14 protein-coding genes are annotated in these 18,546 nt (G+C 60.9%); 9 read left to right on the top strand and 5 right to left on the bottom strand.

Annotation, left to right across the window (positions count from 1 at the left end):
* Positions 1–92 precede the first annotated feature (92 nt).
* The 4 genes from NA8A_RS02950 (at position 93) to NA8A_RS02935 (ending at position 5,195) form a co-directional block, all read left to right on the top strand.
* Positions 93–854 carry a cytochrome c biogenesis CcdA family protein gene (locus NA8A_RS02950; RefSeq protein ID WP_009755865.1) on the top strand — a complete coding sequence of 254 codons (762 nt, stop codon included), beginning with the start codon at positions 93–95 and terminating at the stop codon, positions 852–854.
* Between the two features lie 71 nt (positions 855–925).
* Complete coding sequence (gene glmU / locus NA8A_RS02945; protein WP_009755864.1) at positions 926–2,281, top strand: bifunctional UDP-N-acetylglucosamine diphosphorylase/glucosamine-1-phosphate N-acetyltransferase GlmU; 1,356 nt, start codon at positions 926–928, stop codon at positions 2,279–2,281.
* 185 nt (positions 2,282–2,466) lie between these two features.
* Positions 2,467–4,290: a glutamine--fructose-6-phosphate transaminase (isomerizing) gene (gene glmS / locus NA8A_RS02940; RefSeq protein ID WP_009755863.1), complete on the top strand. Its 1,824-nt coding sequence runs from the start codon at positions 2,467–2,469 to the stop codon at positions 4,288–4,290.
* Positions 4,291–4,496: 206 nt separating this feature from the next.
* Complete coding sequence (locus tag NA8A_RS02935; protein WP_009755862.1) at positions 4,497–5,195, top strand: DUF502 domain-containing protein; 699 nt, start codon at positions 4,497–4,499, stop codon at positions 5,193–5,195.
* Here NA8A_RS02935 and recG read toward each other — a convergent pair.
* Positions 5,147–7,255, bottom strand: coding sequence for an ATP-dependent DNA helicase RecG (recG, locus tag NA8A_RS02930; protein WP_009755861.1), 2,109 nt, complete (start codon positions 7,253–7,255; stop codon positions 5,147–5,149). The two genes, NA8A_RS02935 and recG, sit on opposite strands and share 49 nt — an antisense overlap.
* A gap of 105 nt (positions 7,256–7,360) precedes the next feature.
* On the opposite strand from recG, the gene NA8A_RS02925 reads away from it, so the two are divergent.
* Positions 7,361–7,639: an FAD assembly factor SdhE gene (locus NA8A_RS02925; protein WP_040671744.1), complete on the top strand. Its 279-nt coding sequence runs from the start codon at positions 7,361–7,363 to the stop codon at positions 7,637–7,639.
* A gap of 10 nt (positions 7,640–7,649) precedes the next feature.
* Positions 7,650–11,153 carry a transcription-repair coupling factor gene (gene mfd, locus NA8A_RS02920; RefSeq protein ID WP_009755859.1) on the top strand — a complete coding sequence of 1,168 codons (3,504 nt, stop codon included), beginning with the start codon at positions 7,650–7,652 and terminating at the stop codon, positions 11,151–11,153.
* Positions 11,154–11,206: 53 nt separating this feature from the next.
* On the opposite strand, the gene NA8A_RS02915 is transcribed toward mfd, so the two are convergent.
* Both NA8A_RS02915 and NA8A_RS02910 read right to left on the bottom strand, forming a co-directional pair.
* Complete coding sequence (locus NA8A_RS02915; protein ID WP_009755858.1) at positions 11,207–11,890, bottom strand: DsbA family oxidoreductase; 684 nt, start codon at positions 11,888–11,890, stop codon at positions 11,207–11,209.
* Positions 11,891–11,927: 37 nt separating this feature from the next.
* The gene (locus tag NA8A_RS02910; RefSeq protein WP_009755857.1) at positions 11,928–13,763 is read right to left on the bottom strand and encodes an extracellular solute-binding protein; all 1,836 of its coding nucleotides are present in this window, start codon (positions 13,761–13,763) and stop codon (positions 11,928–11,930) included.
* A gap of 256 nt (positions 13,764–14,019) precedes the next feature.
* Here NA8A_RS02910 and NA8A_RS02905 point away from each other — a divergent pair, with 256 nt between their 5' ends.
* Positions 14,020–14,649, top strand: a complete 630-nt coding sequence (locus NA8A_RS02905) for an invasion associated locus B family protein (RefSeq protein WP_009755856.1) — start codon at positions 14,020–14,022, stop codon at positions 14,647–14,649.
* Positions 14,650–14,784: 135 nt separating this feature from the next.
* Here NA8A_RS02905 and hspQ read toward each other — a convergent pair whose 3' ends face one another.
* Complete coding sequence (gene hspQ / locus NA8A_RS02900) at positions 14,785–15,117, bottom strand: heat shock protein HspQ (protein ID WP_009755855.1); 333 nt, start codon at positions 15,115–15,117, stop codon at positions 14,785–14,787.
* A 150-nt stretch (positions 15,118–15,267) separates the two neighbouring features.
* On the opposite strand from hspQ, the gene NA8A_RS02895 reads away from it, so the two are divergent.
* The gene (locus tag NA8A_RS02895; protein ID WP_009755854.1) at positions 15,268–16,230 is read left to right on the top strand and encodes an AEC family transporter; all 963 of its coding nucleotides are present in this window, start codon (positions 15,268–15,270) and stop codon (positions 16,228–16,230) included.
* On the opposite strand, the gene NA8A_RS02890 is transcribed toward NA8A_RS02895, so the two are convergent.
* Positions 16,193–17,413 carry a UbiH/UbiF family hydroxylase gene (locus NA8A_RS02890; RefSeq protein ID WP_009755853.1) on the bottom strand — a complete coding sequence of 407 codons (1,221 nt, stop codon included), beginning with the start codon at positions 17,411–17,413 and terminating at the stop codon, positions 16,193–16,195. The two genes, NA8A_RS02895 and NA8A_RS02890, sit on opposite strands and share 38 nt — an antisense overlap.
* Before the next feature lie 267 nt (positions 17,414–17,680).
* Between NA8A_RS02890 and pcsA the strand changes: the two genes are divergently transcribed.
* Complete coding sequence (pcsA, locus tag NA8A_RS02885) at positions 17,681–18,427, top strand: phosphatidylcholine synthase (protein WP_009755852.1); 747 nt, start codon at positions 17,681–17,683, stop codon at positions 18,425–18,427.
* Positions 18,428–18,546 lie beyond the last annotated feature (119 nt).

The following is an 18,546-nucleotide window of genomic DNA, read 5'->3' as shown; positions in this document are numbered from 1 at the left end:
TCGACCGGCGGGAAGCCTATAGGGCAGTCATGTTTTAAAGTCGGACGGCTCGCCGTTCCTGACCATCTTGCGCGGAAATGGATTTTTGAAGCATGGCGGTTGATGTCGGTTATTTGAGCGCGGTGGGGGCCGGGGCCCTTTCGTTTCTGTCCCCTTGCGTCCTGCCGCTGGTGCCTCCCTATCTGTGCTATATGGCCGGGGTCTCCGTCGAGGAATTCCAGGGCGAAAAGGAAGACGGGAAAGCCCATGGAGCAGCCCCCGGGCGCACGCGCCTTGCCCTCTTCAGCGCCTCATTCGCTTTCGTTCTGGGCTTCACCACGGTTTTCGTGCTTCTGGGAGCGGGCGCTTCCACCATTGGCGGCCTCCTGCGGGCCTGGCAGCAGGAACTGGCAATCGCGGCCGGCATCGTCATCATTCTGATGGGGTTGAATTTCCTGGGCGTGCTGCGCATCCCCTTTCTCTTTCGCGAGGCGCGCTTTCAGGCCGGCGGCAAGCCCGCGACAAAGCTCGGCGCCTATATCATGGGGCTCGCCTTCGCGTTCGGCTGGACGCCCTGCATCGGCCCGGTGCTCGGACCCATCCTCACTCTGGCCGGCGGCCGCGACACGGTGGGCGAGGGGGCGTTGCTGCTTGCGGTCTATTCGCTCGGGCTTGGCATACCGTTTTTGATCGCTGCCCTTTTTTCCGGCGCCTTCATGCGTTTTCTTGCGCGTTTTCGCATGCATCTCGGGCGCGTCGAAAAGGTTATGGGCGCGCTGCTGGTGCTTGCGGGAATCCTGTTCCTGACCGGTGGGATGCAGGCGACGGCCTTCTGGCTGCTTGAAACTTTCCCCGCACTCAGCAAACTCGGTTGAGCTGGCGATTGGTGCAGCGTTCGATGGATGCTAAACAATGGCCGAATCTCAACCGCAACGAGCGATAGTCCATGAGCGAACGTAGCTGTCTTTCCGTCATTCTCGCGGCCGGCGAGGGAACGCGCATGAAGAGCGCGACCCCAAAAGTTCTTCACCGGATCGCGGGGCTGGAAATGCTGGCTCACGTGGTGCGCGCCCTCGATACGGCGGGCGCCGGCGACAAGGCGCTGGTCGTCGGCCATGGGGCTGAGGCGGTGCAGTCGGCATCGGCAGCCTTCGCGCCGGGGATCGAATGTTTCATCCAGGGCGAGCGCCTGGGCACTGGCCATGCGGTGCTGGCCGCACGCGCTGCGATTGCACGAGGGTATGACGATGTGCTCGTCACGTTCGGCGATACGCCGCTGATCGCGCCGGAGGCACTGGGCGCCATGCGGGCCGGGCTTGCCAGCGGTGCCGATGTGGTTGTGATGGGCTTCCGCACGGAATCTCCCAGCGGCTATGGCCGCCTGATACTCGACGGCGAACGCCTCGTTGCGATCCGTGAGGACAAGGATTGTTCGGAAGAAGAACGCCGCATCACCTTTTGCAATGGTGGTGCGATGGCCATTTCGGGTGCGCGTGCGCTCGAACTTCTCGACACGGTCGGAAACGACAATGCCAAGGGCGAATATTATCTCACCGATATCGTCGGCATCGCTTCGCAGAAGGGGCTGGATGTTCGCGCCATCGAGGCGGATTTCGAAAGCGCCCTCGGCATCAACAACCGCGCAGAACTGGCCGGCGCCGAAGCGATCTGGCAGGAACGGCGGCGCAAGGCCATCATGCTCGATGGCGTGACGATGATTGCGCCTGAAACGGTGTTTCTCTCCCATGATACGGTCATCGGCCGGGACACGCTGCTCGAACCGAATGTCTTTTTCGGCCCGGGTGTGGTGTTGGGCGAGAATGTCACCATTCTCACCTCTTGCCATCTGGAGGGAGCGCGAGTGGGAGACGGCGTTTCCGTCGGTCCGTTTGCGCGGTTGCGGCCAGGGGCGGATATCATGGATGGCGCCAAGATCGGCAATTTCGTCGAGGTGAAGAAAACGACCGTGGAGCCGGGTGCGAAGATCCCGCATCTCTCCTATGTCGGCGATGCCCGTGTCGGCGCTAAAGCCAATCTCGGTGCGGGTACCATCACCTGCAATTATGATGGCTTTTCCAAGCATTTCACCGATATCGGACCGGGTGCCTTCATTGGTACCAATTCATCGCTGGTCGCACCGCTCAAGATCGGTGCCGGGGCCTACGTCGCCTCGGGCAGCGTCATTACCGATTCGGTTCCGGAAGATGCGCTGGCCTTCGGGCGTGCCCGGCAATCGACGCGCCAGGGCCTGGGAAAACGCCTACGCGACCGACTGGCAGCAATTAAGGCGGCTAAGTCCTGAGACCGACAAGTCCTTGGTACGTAACGGAACCTCAACGCGGATCGTTTATATGATGTGCGCGGCATAATTGTTTGCCGGCGCTGATACGGATTGAAAAACTTGTTGATTTTCACCCGGTTCGCCGGCGTTCTAAAAGTTCGCGCGAGACTGGGTTTGGGCAAATCGGTGGGAGCTGGGACAGCCATATGTGTGGAATCGTAGGCATTGTGGGGCACTCGCCGGTCGCTCCGCTGATCGTCGATGCTTTGAAGCGTCTTGAATATCGGGGCTACGATTCGGCCGGCGTTGCCACGCTCGATCACGGTGACCTTGCGCGTCGTCGCGCGGAGGGCAAGCTTGTCAATCTGGAGCGGAGGCTCGCGTCCGAGCCTCTCGGCGGAACGATCGGCATCGGCCACACACGCTGGGCAACCCATGGCGTTCCCAACGAAACGAACGCGCACCCGCATTTCGCCGAAAATGTCGCCATCGTTCATAACGGCATCATCGAGAATTTCGCGGAGCTGCGCGACGAGCTGTCGAGCGAAGGCTTCGTCTTCACCTCACAGACGGATACGGAGGTCGTTGCGCATCTGATCGCGCGTGAACTGCGCCAGGGCAAGGCTCCGCAGGAAGCCGCGTTCAACGCGCTCAAGCGTCTGCGGGGCGCGTTTGCGCTCGCAATCATGTTCCGAGGCGACGAGGACATGATCATCGGCGCGCGCAATGGTCCGCCGCTTGCCGTCGGGCATGGCGAAGGGGAAATGTATCTGGGGTCCGACGCCATCGCGCTTGCACCGTTCACCGATTCCATCACCTATCTGGAAGATGGGGACTGGGTGATCGTGCGCCGCGGCGGCATGCAGATTTTCGACATGGATGGGCAACCGGTCGAGCGCGCCTGCCAGAAGTCCATCGGCACCAGCTTCCTGGTCGACAAGGGCAACCACCGTCACTTCATGGAGAAGGAAATCCATGAGCAGCCGGAGGTGATCTCGCATACGCTGGCGAATTATCTCGACTTCAGCACCAGCCGCGTCGGGGCGTTCGAAACACCGTTCGATTTCGCGAAGATCGACCGGCTGGCGATCTCTGCCTGCGGCACGGCCTATCTGGCCGGGCTGATCGGAAAATACTGGTTCGAGCGTTATGCGCGGCTGCCGGTCGACATCGATATCGCTTCCGAGTTCCGGTATCGCGAAATGCCCCTGTCGAAGGAGAGTGCGGCACTTTTCATCTCGCAGTCGGGCGAGACCGCCGACACGCTGGCTTCCTTGCGCTATTGCCGCAGCGAGGGTCTGCCGATCTCGGCCATCGTCAACGTCCGCGAATCGACGATCGCGCGTGAGAGTGATGGAATTTTCCCGACCCTTGCAGGACCTGAAATCGGCGTTGCCTCGACAAAAGCCTTCACCTGCCAGCTTTCCGTTCTGGCGGCTCTTGCGCTTAAGGCCGCCAAGGCGCGAGGCAGGATCACATTCGAGGAAGAGGTTGATCTCGTGCGGCAACTCTCCGAGGCCCCGCGTTATGCCTCGCAGGTTCTGAAACTCTCCGAACGGATCGAGAGCGTTGCGCGCGAACTCTCCCATGTGCGGCATGTGCTCTATCTCGGCCGCGACACCAACTATCCGCTGGCGATGGAAGGGGCGCTAAAGCTCAAGGAAATCTCCTACATCCATGCCGAAGGCTATGCTGCGGGCGAACTGAAGCACGGCCCCATTGCGCTGATCGACGAGCAGATGCCCGTCATCGTGATCGCCCCGCATGACCATATCTTCGAGAAAACCGTTTCCAATATGCAGGAAGTGGCTGCGCGCGGCGGCCGGATCATTCTCATCACGGATGAGAAGGGAGCGCGGAAGGCGACGATTAAGACACTCGACACGATTGTCATGCCGGATGTGCCCGAGTTCCTGTCCCCGATCGTCTATGCCCTGCCGATCCAGTTGCTCGCCTATCACACGGCGGTGTTCATGGGCACGGATGTCGACCAGCCACGCAATCTGGCGAAATCGGTAACCGTCGAATAGCACTTGTCACAGAGCGGCCCCAATCGCCGTTCACACTGGATACTATCGAATGTGGCGCGGGGCGTGTTTTCAGGAACATCCCGGCGCCACAATTGCGTCTGGCTCTAATTTGACGCGGGCAGGAAGCATTTCACTCGATATTAATTTGCTTTAACATTGTCTGGCGTCCCGATCCCCCGACAATTCCAGAGGCCCGTTTCCGCATCATGACCCGCTTGCGCAATTATTTCCTCACGGGCTTCATCGTCACCGCTCCCCTCGCGATTACGGCCTATCTTGCCTGGTCCATGATCGGATGGGTGGATTCCTGGGTGAAGCCCTATATTCCGGGCCGCTACAATCCGGATAATTATCTGCCGTTCCCCGTGCCGGGCTTCGGTCTAATCGTTGCGCTGGTCGTTATAACGCTCATCGGCTTCCTGGCGGCCAACTTCATCGGTCGGACCATCGTATCGACGGGCGAGAACCTGCTAGGGCGCATGCCTCTGGTGCGCAGCGTGTATCGCGGGCTGAAGCAGATACTTGAAACCGTGCTTTCCGAGCGCTCGGACACTTTCAAGAAGGTGGGGCTCGTCGAGTATCCGCGCAAAGGGCTCTGGGCGCTGGTGTTCGTCGCCACGGAAACGCGCGGCGAGGTGCAGGCGAAACTCGAAGACGAGACGATTGCCGTATTCCTGCCCACCACGCCCAACCCCACCTCCGGCTATCTCCTGTTTGTTCCGAAGCGCGATGTGATTGAACTCAAGATGACGGTGGAAGAGGGAGCGAAACTCGTTATCTCGGCCGGGCTCGTGTCGCCTGAATATCAGGAGACCACTCAGGCGCTTGCCGCCGAGGCCCTTGCCAACAAGGACGGTCAGCCTGCCCGCAAGAGCCGCACCGCCTCGTCTCTGCCGAAGAGATAAAGTAGCGTTCGCAGCGCTTCACCGCGCGGCGTTTCAAGCTCGGGATCCTTGGATAGGATGAGCCTTGCGTCATCGCGGGCAGCTTCCAGAAGGTCCGTATGAACCTCGATGCGCGCGACGCGGAAACCCGGCGTTCCCGACTGCTTGGTACCGAGAAGGTCGCCTTCTCCGCGCAGCTTCAGGTCTTCTTCCGCGATGATGAAGCCATCCTCCGTCTCGCGCATGACCTCGAGGCGGCGTGTGGCGGTCTGGCCGAGCGGTCCCTTGTAAAGCAGAACGCAGGAGGAAGCCTGCGCCCCGCGCCCCACGCGCCCGCGCAACTGGTGCAGCTGGGCAAGGCCGAACCGCTCCGCATGTTCGATGACGATGATCGTTGCATCCGGCACGTCGACGCCGACCTCGACCACGGTGGTTCCGACAAGAAGACGGGTTTCGCCGGCCTTGAAGGCGCGCATGGCCTCGTCTTTCTCAGCTGCCTTCATGCGCCCGTGAACGAGGCCCACGGCGCTGCCGAAAACCTTATGCAGGCTTTCGAAACGATCCTCGGCGGAGGTTAGGGGCAGTTCTTCCGACTCTTCCACCAACGGGCAGATCCAGTAGGTTTTCTGGCCCTCCGACAGTGCCTTGCGGATGCGCTCCACGAGATCGCCGAGCCGTTCCATGGGCAATGTCACGGTGCGGATGGGCTGGCGTCCGGCGGGCTTTTCGGTCAGCCGCGAAACGTCCATATCGCCGAAGGCGGAGAGCACCAGCGTGCGCGGAATGGGTGTTGCGGTCATCACCAGCATGTCAGGCGCATTGCCCTTGGCCGTAATCGCAAGGCGCTGATGGACGCCGAAGCGATGCTGTTCATCGATGACCGAAAGGCCGAGATCGTGGAATTTCACGCTTTCCTGGAAGAGCGCATGGGTGCCGATGATGAAATCCACATTGCCGGATGCGATTTCGGCGAGGATGCGTTCGCGCTCCTTGCCCTTTTCACGGCCTGTCAGAACCGCCGCCGTGAGGCCGGCAGCCTCCGCCAACGGCGCGATGGTCGCGAAATGCTGGCGGGCAAGAATTTCGGTGGGGGCCATCAGGGCCGATTGCGCACCCGCTTCGGCCGCCCGCGCCATCGCCAGAAGGGCAACCACAGTCTTGCCGGCACCCACATCGCCTTGCAGCAACCGCACCATGCGCTCGGGGCGGTCGAGATCGGCGTGGATGTCGCGCACGGCCTCTTCCTGGCCGCGGGTGAGACTGTAGGGAAGTGCGGCACGGATTTTCGTTTCGAATCGCCCGTCACCGGCAAGCGGACGCCCCGACATGCGCTTGACCTTTGCTCGCACAAGCGCAAGCGACAATTGGCCGGCGAGGAATTCGTCATAGGCGAGACGGCGCCAGAAGGGGTTTTCAGGTGTCGAATCTTCGGGGTCTTCGGGAGCATGCAGCCGCGCGAGCGCCTCGGCGAAAGGCGGCATATGATTTTTCTCGAGGAAGGCCCGGTCCTGCCACTCCGGCAGCGTGGGAAGCCGCTCCAGCGCCTGTGCTATCGCCCTCCGCAGGACCTTTGGCGAAAGCCCGGCGGTCAAAGGATAGACCGGTTCCAGCATCGGCAGTGTGTTGGCCTCTTCCGCCGGAACGATGAAATCGGGATGCACCATGGAGGCGCGGCCGTTGAACCATTCCATGCGTCCGCTGACGAGAACACGCCCGCCTTCGGGCAATTGCTTTTCAAGCCAGGAAGAACGCGCATGAAAGAAGGTCAGCGCAATTTCGCCGGTTTCGTCGAAGGCAAAGACGCGATAGGGCACATTCTTGCGTCCGGGCGGGGAGGGATGGTGGCGCCCAACCGTCAGCTCCAGCGTGACAATGGCGCCTTCCGGCGCGTTGGCGATGCCCGGCCGGTTGCGCCGGTCCACCAATGAATGCGGTAAAACGAACAGAAGGTCGCCCACACGCAAGTCACGCCCCGACACATCTCCCGGCACGATATTCGACAGAAGGTCGGCAAGTTTCGTGCCCACGCCGTCGAGGGCGGTCACGGGAGCGAACAGGGGATCGAGAAGCGAAGGGCGCATCGTGTCATGATGGAAGCCGGAAATGCTTCACGCAAGGCTGACAGATGCTCATGCACACGCTATATCCCGGCGCGTCGACATCTTCACAGCTTCAAAGGCCAGACCATGACAGGCACCACACGTTCCAGCCACGATCTCGATCCGCGCCGCCGGCGCGCGCTGGTGCGCTCCTGGCGCCGGGGCACTCGTGAAATGGACCTGGTTCTCGGTGGATTCGCCGATGCGCAGATCGACCGTCTGACCGAATCCGAGATGGACGAGTACGAGACGATCCTGGCGGTTTCGGATACGGAGCTTTTTCGCTGGGTGACAGGCGAGGCACAAATCCCTCAGGAATACGATACGCCCCTTTTTGCACGCATTCTGGCTTCGCGGGGAAGCTGAGCCGAAGACGATGAGCCTGATCGAAGCAATCAAGCTGCCGCGTGGCGGGCGGGGTTCTCTCACCGTCGATGGCGTGGCGGATGGATATGAAGCCTTTGCACTTGCGGTCGCGGCGCGCGAAGTGGCGCCCGACGGGCCGGTCTTGTTCATTCTGCGGGATGGTCAGCGCCTGCCGGCAATCGCCGAAGCCTTGCGCTTCGTCGATCCGGGGCTGCCGGTGCTCGAACTGCCGGCCTGGGACTGCCTTCCCTATGATCGCGTATCGCCCGGCGGCGATGCGGCAGCACGGCGTCTGACGGCCATGTCGGCCATGGCTGAACTTCAGGAACGACCGCATCGCGCTATCGTGCTGGCAAGCGCAAATGCAATTTTGCAGAGAATGCCGCCGGCGGGCCAGATCGGCGCGCAGGGCTTTTTCGCGCGGCCCGGCAATCAGGTCGATATGAACAAATTGACGGCGCGGCTCGAGACCAGTGGTTTCGAACGTGTGTCGACCGTCCGTGATATTGGCGAATATGCGGTGCGCGGGGGTATCCTCGATCTCTATGCGCCCGGCTGGAGCGAGGCGCTCAGGCTCGACTTCTTCGGCGACACGCTGGAATCCATCCGCGCCTTCGACGTCGCTACGCAGCGCACCACCGGCCAGCGCAACGAGGTTGCCTTGCAGGCCATGAGCGAGGTGACGCTGACGCCGGAAGCAATCAGCCGTTTCCGCCGCAATTATATCGAGGCTTTCGGCGCCCCCTCACGCGATGATGCGCTTTATGCCGCTGTCAGCGAGGGACGACGCTTCGCCGGCATGGAACACTGGCTGCCGCTCTTTCATGAGCGTCTTGAAAGCGTTCTCGACTATCTTCCCGATGCGCCGGTCATCTTCGATCATCTGGCGGAGGAGGCGCTGAGCGAGCGTCACGCGCTGATCGTCGATCATTACGAGGCTCGCCGCCAACAGATGTCGGGTGGCGAACTGGGCAGCGCCGTGCCCTATAAGCCGGTTGCGCCCGACACGCTCTATCTTTCGCCCGGCGAGGTGAGCACTGTCGTCAAGGACAGGCTCGCGATCCATTTCACGCCCTTCGCGACACCTGAGACCAGCGGCACGCGCATTTATCACGCCGGCGCACAGACCGGCCGCAATTTCGCCGAGGAGCGTGCCGATCCCAAGGTCAATGTCTTCGACCATGCGGTGAAACATATCGGCGCGCTGCGTGCAGGCGGCAAGCGTGTCCTCGTCGCTGGCTGGACGGAAGGCTCGGCAGAGCGGCTTTCGCAAATCCTTGCCGAACACAATCTTGGCAATGTGGCGCGCGTCGAAACGCTGGACGCCTTGCAGAATCTGCCATCCGAACAGGCGGGTATCGGCATTCTGCCGCTTGAAGCAGGGTTCGAGACACGGTCTCTCGCCATCATCAGCGAGCAGGACATTCTGGGCGACCGGCTCGTGCGCCGCGCCAAGAAACGCAAGAAGGCTTCCGACTTCATTTCGGAAGTCGCAGCCCTTTCCGCCGGGGACATCGTGGTCCATGCCGATCACGGTATCGGCCGGTTCGTGGGGCTGCGCACCATCGAGGCGGCGGGCGCGCCGCATGATTGCCTGGAACTGCGCTATGCGGGTGACGACCGGCTTTTCCTGCCGGTTGAAAATATCGAGCTCCTGTCGCGCTACGGTTCTGACGGTCCCGACACGATGCTCGACAAGCTGGGCGGCGTCGCATGGCAGTCGCGCAAGGCGAAGCTGAAGAAGAAGCTGCTCGAAATGGCCGGGCATCTGATCCGCATCGCCGCCGAGCGGGAGATGCGACCGGGCGTCAAGCTTTCACCGCCCGACGGGCTCTACGGCGAATTTGCAGCGCGCTTCCCCTATGAGGAAACCGAAGACCAGCAGAATGCCATCGACGCCGTGTTCGAGGATCTGGGGTCCGGCCGCCCCATGGACAGGCTGATCTGCGGCGATGTGGGTTTCGGCAAGACGGAAGTGGCGCTGCGCGCCGCCTTCATCGCTGCCATGGAGGGCTTGCAGGTGGCGGTGGTGGTGCCGACCACGCTTCTGGCGCGCCAGCATTTCAAGACGTTCCGCGACCGCTTCGCCGGCCTTCCGCTGACGGTGCGGCAGGCTTCGCGCCTGGTGGGCACGAAAGAACTTGCCGAGACCAAGAAAGGGCTTTCCGACGGTTCCGTCGATATCGTGGTGGGAACGCATGCGTTGCTCGGCGGATCGATCCATTTCAAGAATCTGGGCCTCCTCATCATCGACGAGGAGCAGCATTTCGGCGTCAAGCACAAGGAGCGTCTGAAGGATCTGAAGTCCGATGTCCATGTCCTGACGCTTTCTGCAACGCCGATCCCACGCACGCTGCAACTGGCGCTGACGGGTGTGCGCGAGCTTTCGCTCATCACAACGGCGCCGGTCGACCGCATGGCGGTGCGCAGCTTCATTTCGCCCTTCGATCCGCTGGTCATCCGCGAGACGCTGTTGCGCGAACGCTATCGCGGCGGTCAGAGCTTCTATGTGGTGCCGCGCATCTCCGATCTTGCCGAAATTCGCGATTTCCTTGCCGAACAGGTTCCGGAACTGAAGGTCGCGACCGCCCATGGTCAATTGCCGCCGGGTGAACTCGACGACATCATGAACGCCTTCTATGATGGCCAGTACGACGTGCTTCTGTCGACGACCATCGTGGAATCGGGTCTCGACATCCCGACGGCCAACACGCTGATCGTGCATCGGGCGGATATGTTCGGCCTGGCGCAGCTTTACCAGCTGCGCGGGCGGGTGGGGCGCTCCAAGGTGCGGGCCTACGCGCTCTTCACGCTGCCTGCCAACCGCACGCTGACCAGCACGGCGGAACGCCGGCTCAAGGTGCTCCAGTCGCTCGATACGCTCGGTGCCGGTTTCCAGTTGGCGAGCCACGATCTCGACTTGCGCGGGGCAGGCAATCTGCTCGGCGAGGAGCAATCCGGTCATGTCAAGGAAGTCGGCTACGAACTCTATCAGCAGATGTTGGAGGAGGCTGTCGCCGAACTGAAGGGATCCGACGAGGTTTCCGACACGGGCTGGTCGCCGCAGATCACGGTCGGTACGGCTGTGATGATCCCGGAAGGTTATGTGTCCGATCTCCAGCTGCGGCTCGGTCTTTATCGCCGGCTTGCCGAACTGGACACGCCGGAGGAGATCGATGCATTTGGCGCGGAGCTCATCGACCGTTTCGGCCCATTGCCGCAGGAGGTCGATCACCTGCTCAAGATCGTCTACATCAAGGCGCTCTGTCGGCGCGCCAATGTCGAGAAGCTCGACGCCGGTCCGAAAGGCGCGGTCGTGCATTTCCGTGGGCAGAGCTTTGCCGATCCTGTCGGGCTGGTGAAATTCATCGGCGAACAGGGCTCGCTCGCCAAAATCCGGCCAGATCAGGGGATTGTGTTCATCCGCGACTGGCCAACGCCTGAAAAGCGTCTTGCAGGCGCGGCTGTCATCATGACGCAGCTCGTTCGGCTGATTGACAAGAAGGTTGCCTGACAGGTTCGGGCGGGTATCGAGAAGCCGGGCGAGGCTGCCCGGCTGTCATGCCATTATCCCGCTGGCTGATCCAGCGTGCCGTTGGCCTTTGCCTCGGCGATCTGGGTGATCGCCCCGGCCAGTGTTTGCACATCCTGCGCGCCCATAACCGCATAGCGGCCTTCGAACAGGAAGCATGGAACCCCGGTAATACCCATCTTGCGGGCAGTCTCGATTTCCTGTTCGACCTCCGGGCGGTCGGCCTCGGTTGCAAGCAGAGTCTCGACAAGGGCTTTATCCATGCCGGCATCGCCTGCTGCTTTAATCAGGACTGCAGGGTTGCCGATATCGGCGCCTTCCTCGAAATAAAGCGCAAACAGCCGGCCAACCACGCGGTCCTGTACATCCGGCCCCGCGGTTGCCGCCCAGCGGATCACACGATGGGCGTCGAGCGTGTTGGGCGCGACATTGATGGCGTCGAAATCGAAATCGATGTCGACCTCGCGGCCAAGCTCCGTCAATTGCGTGTGAGCCGTGCGGATGCGCTCGGCATCGCCGAATTTCTCCATCATATAGGTCTGCCGGTCCTTGCCTCCGGCCGGGATGCTGGGGTCGAGCTGATAGGGCCGCCAGTTGATGGCTACGGTCGTCTGCGGGATTTGCGCCAATGCCTTGTTGAGCCGCGCGCGGCCCAGGTAACACCATGGGCACACGACATCGGAAACGATGTCGATGGCGACGGGCAGGGAGGTGGTCATGGCTACTCCTCATGCGGTGTTGCGGCCTGATGAACTGTCAGTTGCTTTCCGGTTTCTGCCACCAGGTCTGCAGCTTGTATCCATAGAGCGGCGTTTTGTCGGGATGGGCGTATTTCGCCCAGTAGGCCACCCACTCATCGTTGTTGTGCTGCATCGGCACCACATAGGCACCGGCGATCAGCAGGCGGTCGAGCGCCCGCACGGCGGCGATGTAATCGTCCTCGGTGCGTGCGTTCAGCATAGCCTCTATCATGGCGTCGATGGCAGGATCGGCTGAACCCGAGAGGTTGAACGTACCCTCGGTGCGGGCTGCCTGCGATCCCCAGCGGTTGATCTGTTCGATGCCGGGCGACAGCGTGCCGGAAAAGCCGACCGATGCGATGATGACGTCGAAATCATAGCTTTGCTTGCGCTGCTGCGCCTGGGAATCGTCGAGAAGCCGGATCGAAACGCCAATGCCCAGCTTTTGCAGCGCGCGCTGGTAGACGGCGGCAAGCCGTTCGCCTTCCTGAGATGTGACGAGGATTTCCATCGTCAGCGGCTCGCCGGAAGAATTCACCAGCTGTCTGCCCTGCAATTTGTAGCCGGCTTCTTTCAGGAGGTCGAAGGCTTCGCGCAGTTCGTCGCGGCCAAGCTCTGCGCCGGCGGTTTCGCGCTTTCCATAGGTGCCGTCCATCACATCCGGCGTAACACGATCCATGAAGGGTTCGAGAAGTCCCTTTTCCTTCTCGTTTGCCGGCTCACCTAGAGCGGACAGATAGGAGCCTTGCCAGTAGCTCAGGGTCCGTTCGTATTCGCCGTTCAGGATGTTCTTGTTGATCCAGCCGAAATCATAGAGTTTCGACAAAGCGCGCCGTACGCGCGGGTCGGCGAATTTTGCGCGCCGGGTGTTGAAGAAGAAGCCGGACACTGCCGGCGGAACGCCGTTGCGGAATGTCTCGGCAACGACCCTGCCGTCCTGGGCTGCGGGAAAATCGATGCCGCGCTGACGGCGCACGGGATCGGATTCGGAATAGACCGAGCAAATCCCCTTCTTGAACGCCTCGATAAGCGAATTGACGTTGAGGAAATATTCGATCGTGATGCGGTCGAAATTGTCGTAGCCGCGCTTGGAGGGGACGTTCTCGCCCCAATATTCCCTGTTGCGCTCGAAGACGATGCGCGTGCCGGGCTCGACCTTGGAGATGCGATAGGCTCCGCTACCGATGACTGGCTTGAGCGTGCTGCGATCGAAGGTTTCCTCGTCGAAGGCGTGCGCGGGGACGATCGGGGTCAAGGCGACGATCAGCGGAAACTCACGGTCCGCCTTGTCGTTGAAGGTAAAGCGCACGCTGTGCTCGCCGGTCTTTTCGATCTTTTCGATCTTGTCCATGCGGCTCGAATAGGGGGGGCGGCCCTTTTTCGCGAAGACTTCGTAGGTGAATATCACATCTTCAGGCGTTACCGGTTCACCATCCGACCATTTCGCATCGGGATTGAGGTTGAACTCGGCTTCGGTGCGCTCCTCGTTCATCGACACGCTCTCGGCCAGGAGGCCATAGAGGGAGAATGGCTCATCGGCGCTGCGCATCATCAGCGGTTCGAAGACCAGATTTCCGAAAATCGTGTCAACGACACCACGCGCGGTCGTGCGCATGCTCTTGAGGATGAACGGGTTGAGATTGTCGAAGGTGCCGACCACGCAATAGGTGATGGCGCCACCCTTGGGCGCATCCGCATTCACATAGGGAAAAGAGCCGAAATCATCCGCGAGCGCAGGCTTCCCGTGCATCGCGATGCCTCGCGCCGGCTGCTGAGCGGCGGCGAATGCGCTGGTTGCGACCAGAAACGCTGCCGCCGCAATGGCCCGGGAGATCGCCTTCTGGGACTTCATGCATGCACCTTTGCCAAACAATCATGGAAAATCTATGATTCGATAATGAGCCTATCATAGTGGAAGGGCGCAGGCCCCAGCACCGTGTGATGTTTGCCGCACCGTTGTATAAAGTCTGACGAAATGGCGGTGCGGGCTGGATTTGGCTGTCCGAGAGGTGTAACACGCCCGCGAAGGTCATGCTGTCGCCGCATTTAAACAACAGGTGACGCTGACGGAAATTATCTGGCGCTGTGCATTAGAGGAACTGAGCCATATGAAGAGCCTGAACGCGAAAGCAATCCGCACCCTTACCGTTGCTGCCGGCGCCCTTTGCGTGACGGCAAGCGGAGTTGGCGTTGCCGCCGCGCAGCAAGCCCAACAGCTGCCACGTGGCTGGTTCAAGGCCTGCACCAAGCAGGAAGACGTCGATATCTGCAATGTGCAGAACGTGCTCGTGGCCGAAACCGGCCAGATGATCACCGGTGTCAGCCTGATCGAGGTCAAGGGCAAGGTGAACCGCAAGGTCTTCCAGATCACGGTGCCGACCGGTCGTATGGTGCCTCCCGGCATCGGCATGCAGATCGACGGCGGACAGACGCAGAAGATCGATTATGCCATCTGCCTTCCCGACCGCTGCATCGCCGAGGCCCCGCTGACCGACAACCTCGTCGCGTCCTTCAAGCGCGGTTCGGAACTCACGCTGACCTCGGTCAATTTCCAGAACCAGCCGAATCCGATCAAAATGCCGCTTTCGGGCTTCACCGCTGCCTACGATGGCGATCCGCTGCCGCAGTCCGACATTGAGGACCGCCAGAAGAAGCTGCAGGATTTCGTGAACAAAAACAACGAAGAGTTCACCGAGAAGCTGCGCCAGGCGCAGGAAAAGGCCAAGCAGGGCCAGTAAGCTCTCACAGAACCAAAAAAACAGGGCCCGCTGGGCCCTGTTTTCGTTTGGAAAGCCGAATAAACGCAATTCAATTGTTTCATCCAACCGGTCTGGCCCTACCAAAAGGTAGGGAACCGCCTCAATTGAAACGTTTCAGTGATGAATGCGCTCGCGGGGCTCGTAGTGGCCGTCAGCCGTTTCTACGAAGAACTCGGCAAGTTGCGGATGGCGCATGGGCTCGCCCGATTCGTCGGCCTGCAGGTTCTGCTCCGAGACATAGGCGACATACTCCGTCTCGTCGTTCTCGGCGAGCAGATGATAAAATGGCTGGTCCTTGCGCGGGCGCACCTCGGCCGGAATGGCCTCGTACCATTCCTCAGTGTTGTTGAACTCCGGGTCGACGTCGAAGACAACGCCGCGGAATGAAAACAGCCGGTGCTTGACCACCTGGCCGATGCGGAATTTCGCTAATCCTATATGTGGCATATTCTACTTACCTCTGCCCCCTATGTGGCGCAGCTGTGGCAACAATTCAATCCCGCGGCTTGACGGCAGGCCCGCGGGCGGGCTAGCGCGGGAATAGCGAATAGGGACGCGGCATCTGCGCAAGCGGTCGGCCCGCGAAATGATTGCAAGATGTCGGAAGTCACCGGGCTCGTTCTGCCGTTTTTCGGCTTGATCTTTATCGGCTACGCTATGGCGAGGCTGAGACCTCAGCCGGTGGAAGCCCTTGGCTGGATGAACACTTTCGTCATCTATGTGGCGCTTCCGGCCCTGTTTTTCCAGCTGCTTGCCAAGACGCCGATCGAACAGCTCACCGAATGGAGCTATATTTTCGGTGCTGTCGCCTCAACCTACATCGTTTTCGGCATCATGTTTGCCGGTTCCATGCTGCTTGGTGGCAGTTCCATTGCCGAAAGCACTATTAAAGGGTTGTCCGCCGCCTATGGCAATATCGGCTATATGGGACCGGGGCTTGCCCTCCTTGCATTCGGGGAAGAGGCGGCCGTACCCGTCGCCCTGATCTTCTGCTTCGAGAATATGGTTCATTTCGCCGTGACGCCCATGCTGATGGCGATTTCGGGAGGGCGGCACGAAAGCCCTGCGCGAATGGCGCTCGACGTGTTGCGCAAGATCGTTCTGCATCCATTCATTCTGGCCACGGCTGTGGGAGTGGGGGCTGCGGCTCTTCATTTCCAGCCGCCGCTGCCGGTGGAGCGGCTTCTCGCCTATCTCGCTTCTGCGGCTGCTCCATGCGCGCTGTTTGCCATGGGGGTCAGTCTGGCGCTGCGCCCGCTCAGGCGTGTGCCGCGCGAATTGGGGGTGATTGCGGTGCTGAAGCTCGTGGTTCACCCGCTGCTTTGTTACGTGATCCTGAGCTGGGTCGGCAATTTTTCCGAGAGTTGGGTGTTTTCCGCAGTGCTCCTGGCTTCACTGCCGACCGCCACCAATGTCTTCGTCATCAGCCAGCAATATGGTGTCTGGATGGAACGCGCCTCGGCGAGCGTTCTGATCACGACAATTCTGTCGGTGGGAACGGTGACAGCGCTGCTTTATGCCATCACCCACGGGATTCTGCCGCCCGACCTTTTCCCCTGACATTGAAAAGGGCTGAAAAGCCGCTGCCCGGGCGCATGCCCTCGCGCATGAAGAAGGCCCTCAGCGGCGCGAAGCCGCCAATGACGCCGAGCCCGGCACTTCGAGCAAGCTGAGCTGGCAGAAAGCCGGAAAGCAGCGAAGCGTTCAAGAGGTTAACCGAGCCGCTGCGGGCGATGATGTCGGGGCGGCGTTTGCGGTCGTAGGCAGAAAGTGCGGAGGCACTGCCTGGGTCGTCCCTGTGCGCGTCGGCCACCGCAACGAGGTCCTCCACGTCGCGAATGCCAAGGTTGAGCCCCTGGGCGGAGATCGGCGGGAAGACATGGGCTGCCTCGCCGATCAGCGCCACTCGGTTGAGGCCGAAACGCGAGGGCATGAGCGTGCTCAGCGGATAAACCTGCCTTCCGCGCTCGACGGTGACATGACCGAGCATGGAATCCAGCCGTTCCTCGACCTTGGCCGACAAGGCGGCATCGTTGAACTGGACCAGCATGTCGGCATCTTCCGGCTGCAAAACCCAGACCAGGCTGGAGCGCATGCCGGGCAGGGGAACCTGAACGCAAGGGCCGCTTTCGGCATGAAATTCCGTTGAAGCGAAACCATGGTCCCGGGTGTGTGCGAAATTCAAGACCAGCGCCGATTGCGGAAGCATGCGAACCTTGGCGCTGATGCCGGCAGCATCGCGCGCCGGGGATTTGCGGCCGTCGGCCGCGACCGCGAGCTTTGCCTCGATCCGTGTGCCGTCGGCGAGCGTGGCGATTACCGCATCGGGGCGGCATTCCCATCCTTCGACCATGCTTTCGTGCCATGCGATCGCCGGTTCGTCGCGAATGGCCTGTGCCAGCACCTCGGTGAGACGGGCATTGGGGATGTTGAGGCCGAAATAGTCCTCGCCGATTTCACCAGCATGGAAGGTTACCGTCGGGCTGCGGATCAGCCTGCCTGTGGCATCGATCAGGCGCATGCTGCGCAGGGGCGCAATCTCTGCCTTCAGTCCATCGAGAAGGCCAAGAGGTGCGAGATAATCCAGCGACGGCCGCATCAGCGCGACGGTGCGCCGATCCTTTGCCGTGGGAGGCGGACCTGCAAGGATGACGTGATGGCCGCTGCGCGCCAGCATCAACGCCGCGATCAGGCCCGCGGGGCCGGTTCCGGCAACGAAAATATCGGCATCGTTCTGGCTCATGGCATTCTTCCATCCGTGGAACCGGTGACGGGGATTCCCATCGACCGCTCTTTCTCATGATGGTGCATGCGCGGGCAAGGTTCAACGCGGCGAAAGCACCCAACCCGCCGCAATCTGGGACAGACAAGGGGTTTCGCACTGGTTTAAGGGCCTGCCTGCTTGTGCGCATCTTGTGTCCGGGCGCGCCCTTCCTGTAATCTTTGCCACCGATAACAAGTTCAACGGCAATCGCCGCAAGGCCGGCAGACAGACGCTCGCGGGGCGCCCATGAAAAAACCGGCACTCAGAAAGCCAGCCATAGGCAAGAAGGTCACTGCGCCGCAGGCGAAAGCCTTTTCCGTTCATCTTCTCACCGCATCGGGGTCGTTTCTTGCCTTTCTTTCCCTGGTTGCGGCAAGCGAGGAGCGCTGGACTGCGATGTTCTGGTGGCTGGGCCTCGCCCTTTTCGTCGACGGTATCGACGGGCCGATCGCGCGCCGGCTCGAGGTCAAGGAAGTGCTGCCCACGTGGTCTGGCGATATGCTCGACAACATCATCGACTACGTGACCTATGTACTTATTCCCGCTTTTGCACTCTATCAGAGCGGTTTCATGGGGCAGGGACTCTCCTTTCTTTCGGCAGCCCTGATCGTGGTCACCAGTGCGATCTATTACGCCGACACAGGAATGAAGACGCGAGAGAATTTCTTCAAGGGGTTTCCAGTCGTCTGGAACATGGTGGTTTTCACGCTGTTCGTGACCCAGCCGGGGGAACAGGTCTCATTCGCGGTGGTGGTGGTTTCGGCAATTCTGACTTTCCTGCCCATCCATTTTCTTCATCCCGTACGGGTGAAGCGGCTGCGCACGCTCAATCTTATGGTTTTTCTGGTCTGGTGCGCTCTGGGCGTGGTGGCGCTCGTGCAAAACATGCAGGCCAATGAGGTAGTGCGCCTTGGGCTGGCGGCAACAGGTCTTTATCTATTTCTGATCGGCGGGGTCATGCAGGTATTTCCGCGCCTTGGCCTGCGACGGTAAAGCCGGCTATCCATGTGGATGGAGCGTGATTTATCACTTCGGGAAATGGACTATTCTGCACTTTTCTGCTGAGCATGAATCTCTTTCAAGCAAAGCATGACTAATACGCGGGAAAACTG

The organism is Nitratireductor indicus C115 (assembly GCF_000300515.1).
GTDB classification, from domain to species: domain Bacteria; phylum Pseudomonadota; class Alphaproteobacteria; order Rhizobiales; family Rhizobiaceae; genus Nitratireductor; species Nitratireductor indicus.
This window is presented reverse-complemented; position numbering and strand designations above follow the sequence as displayed.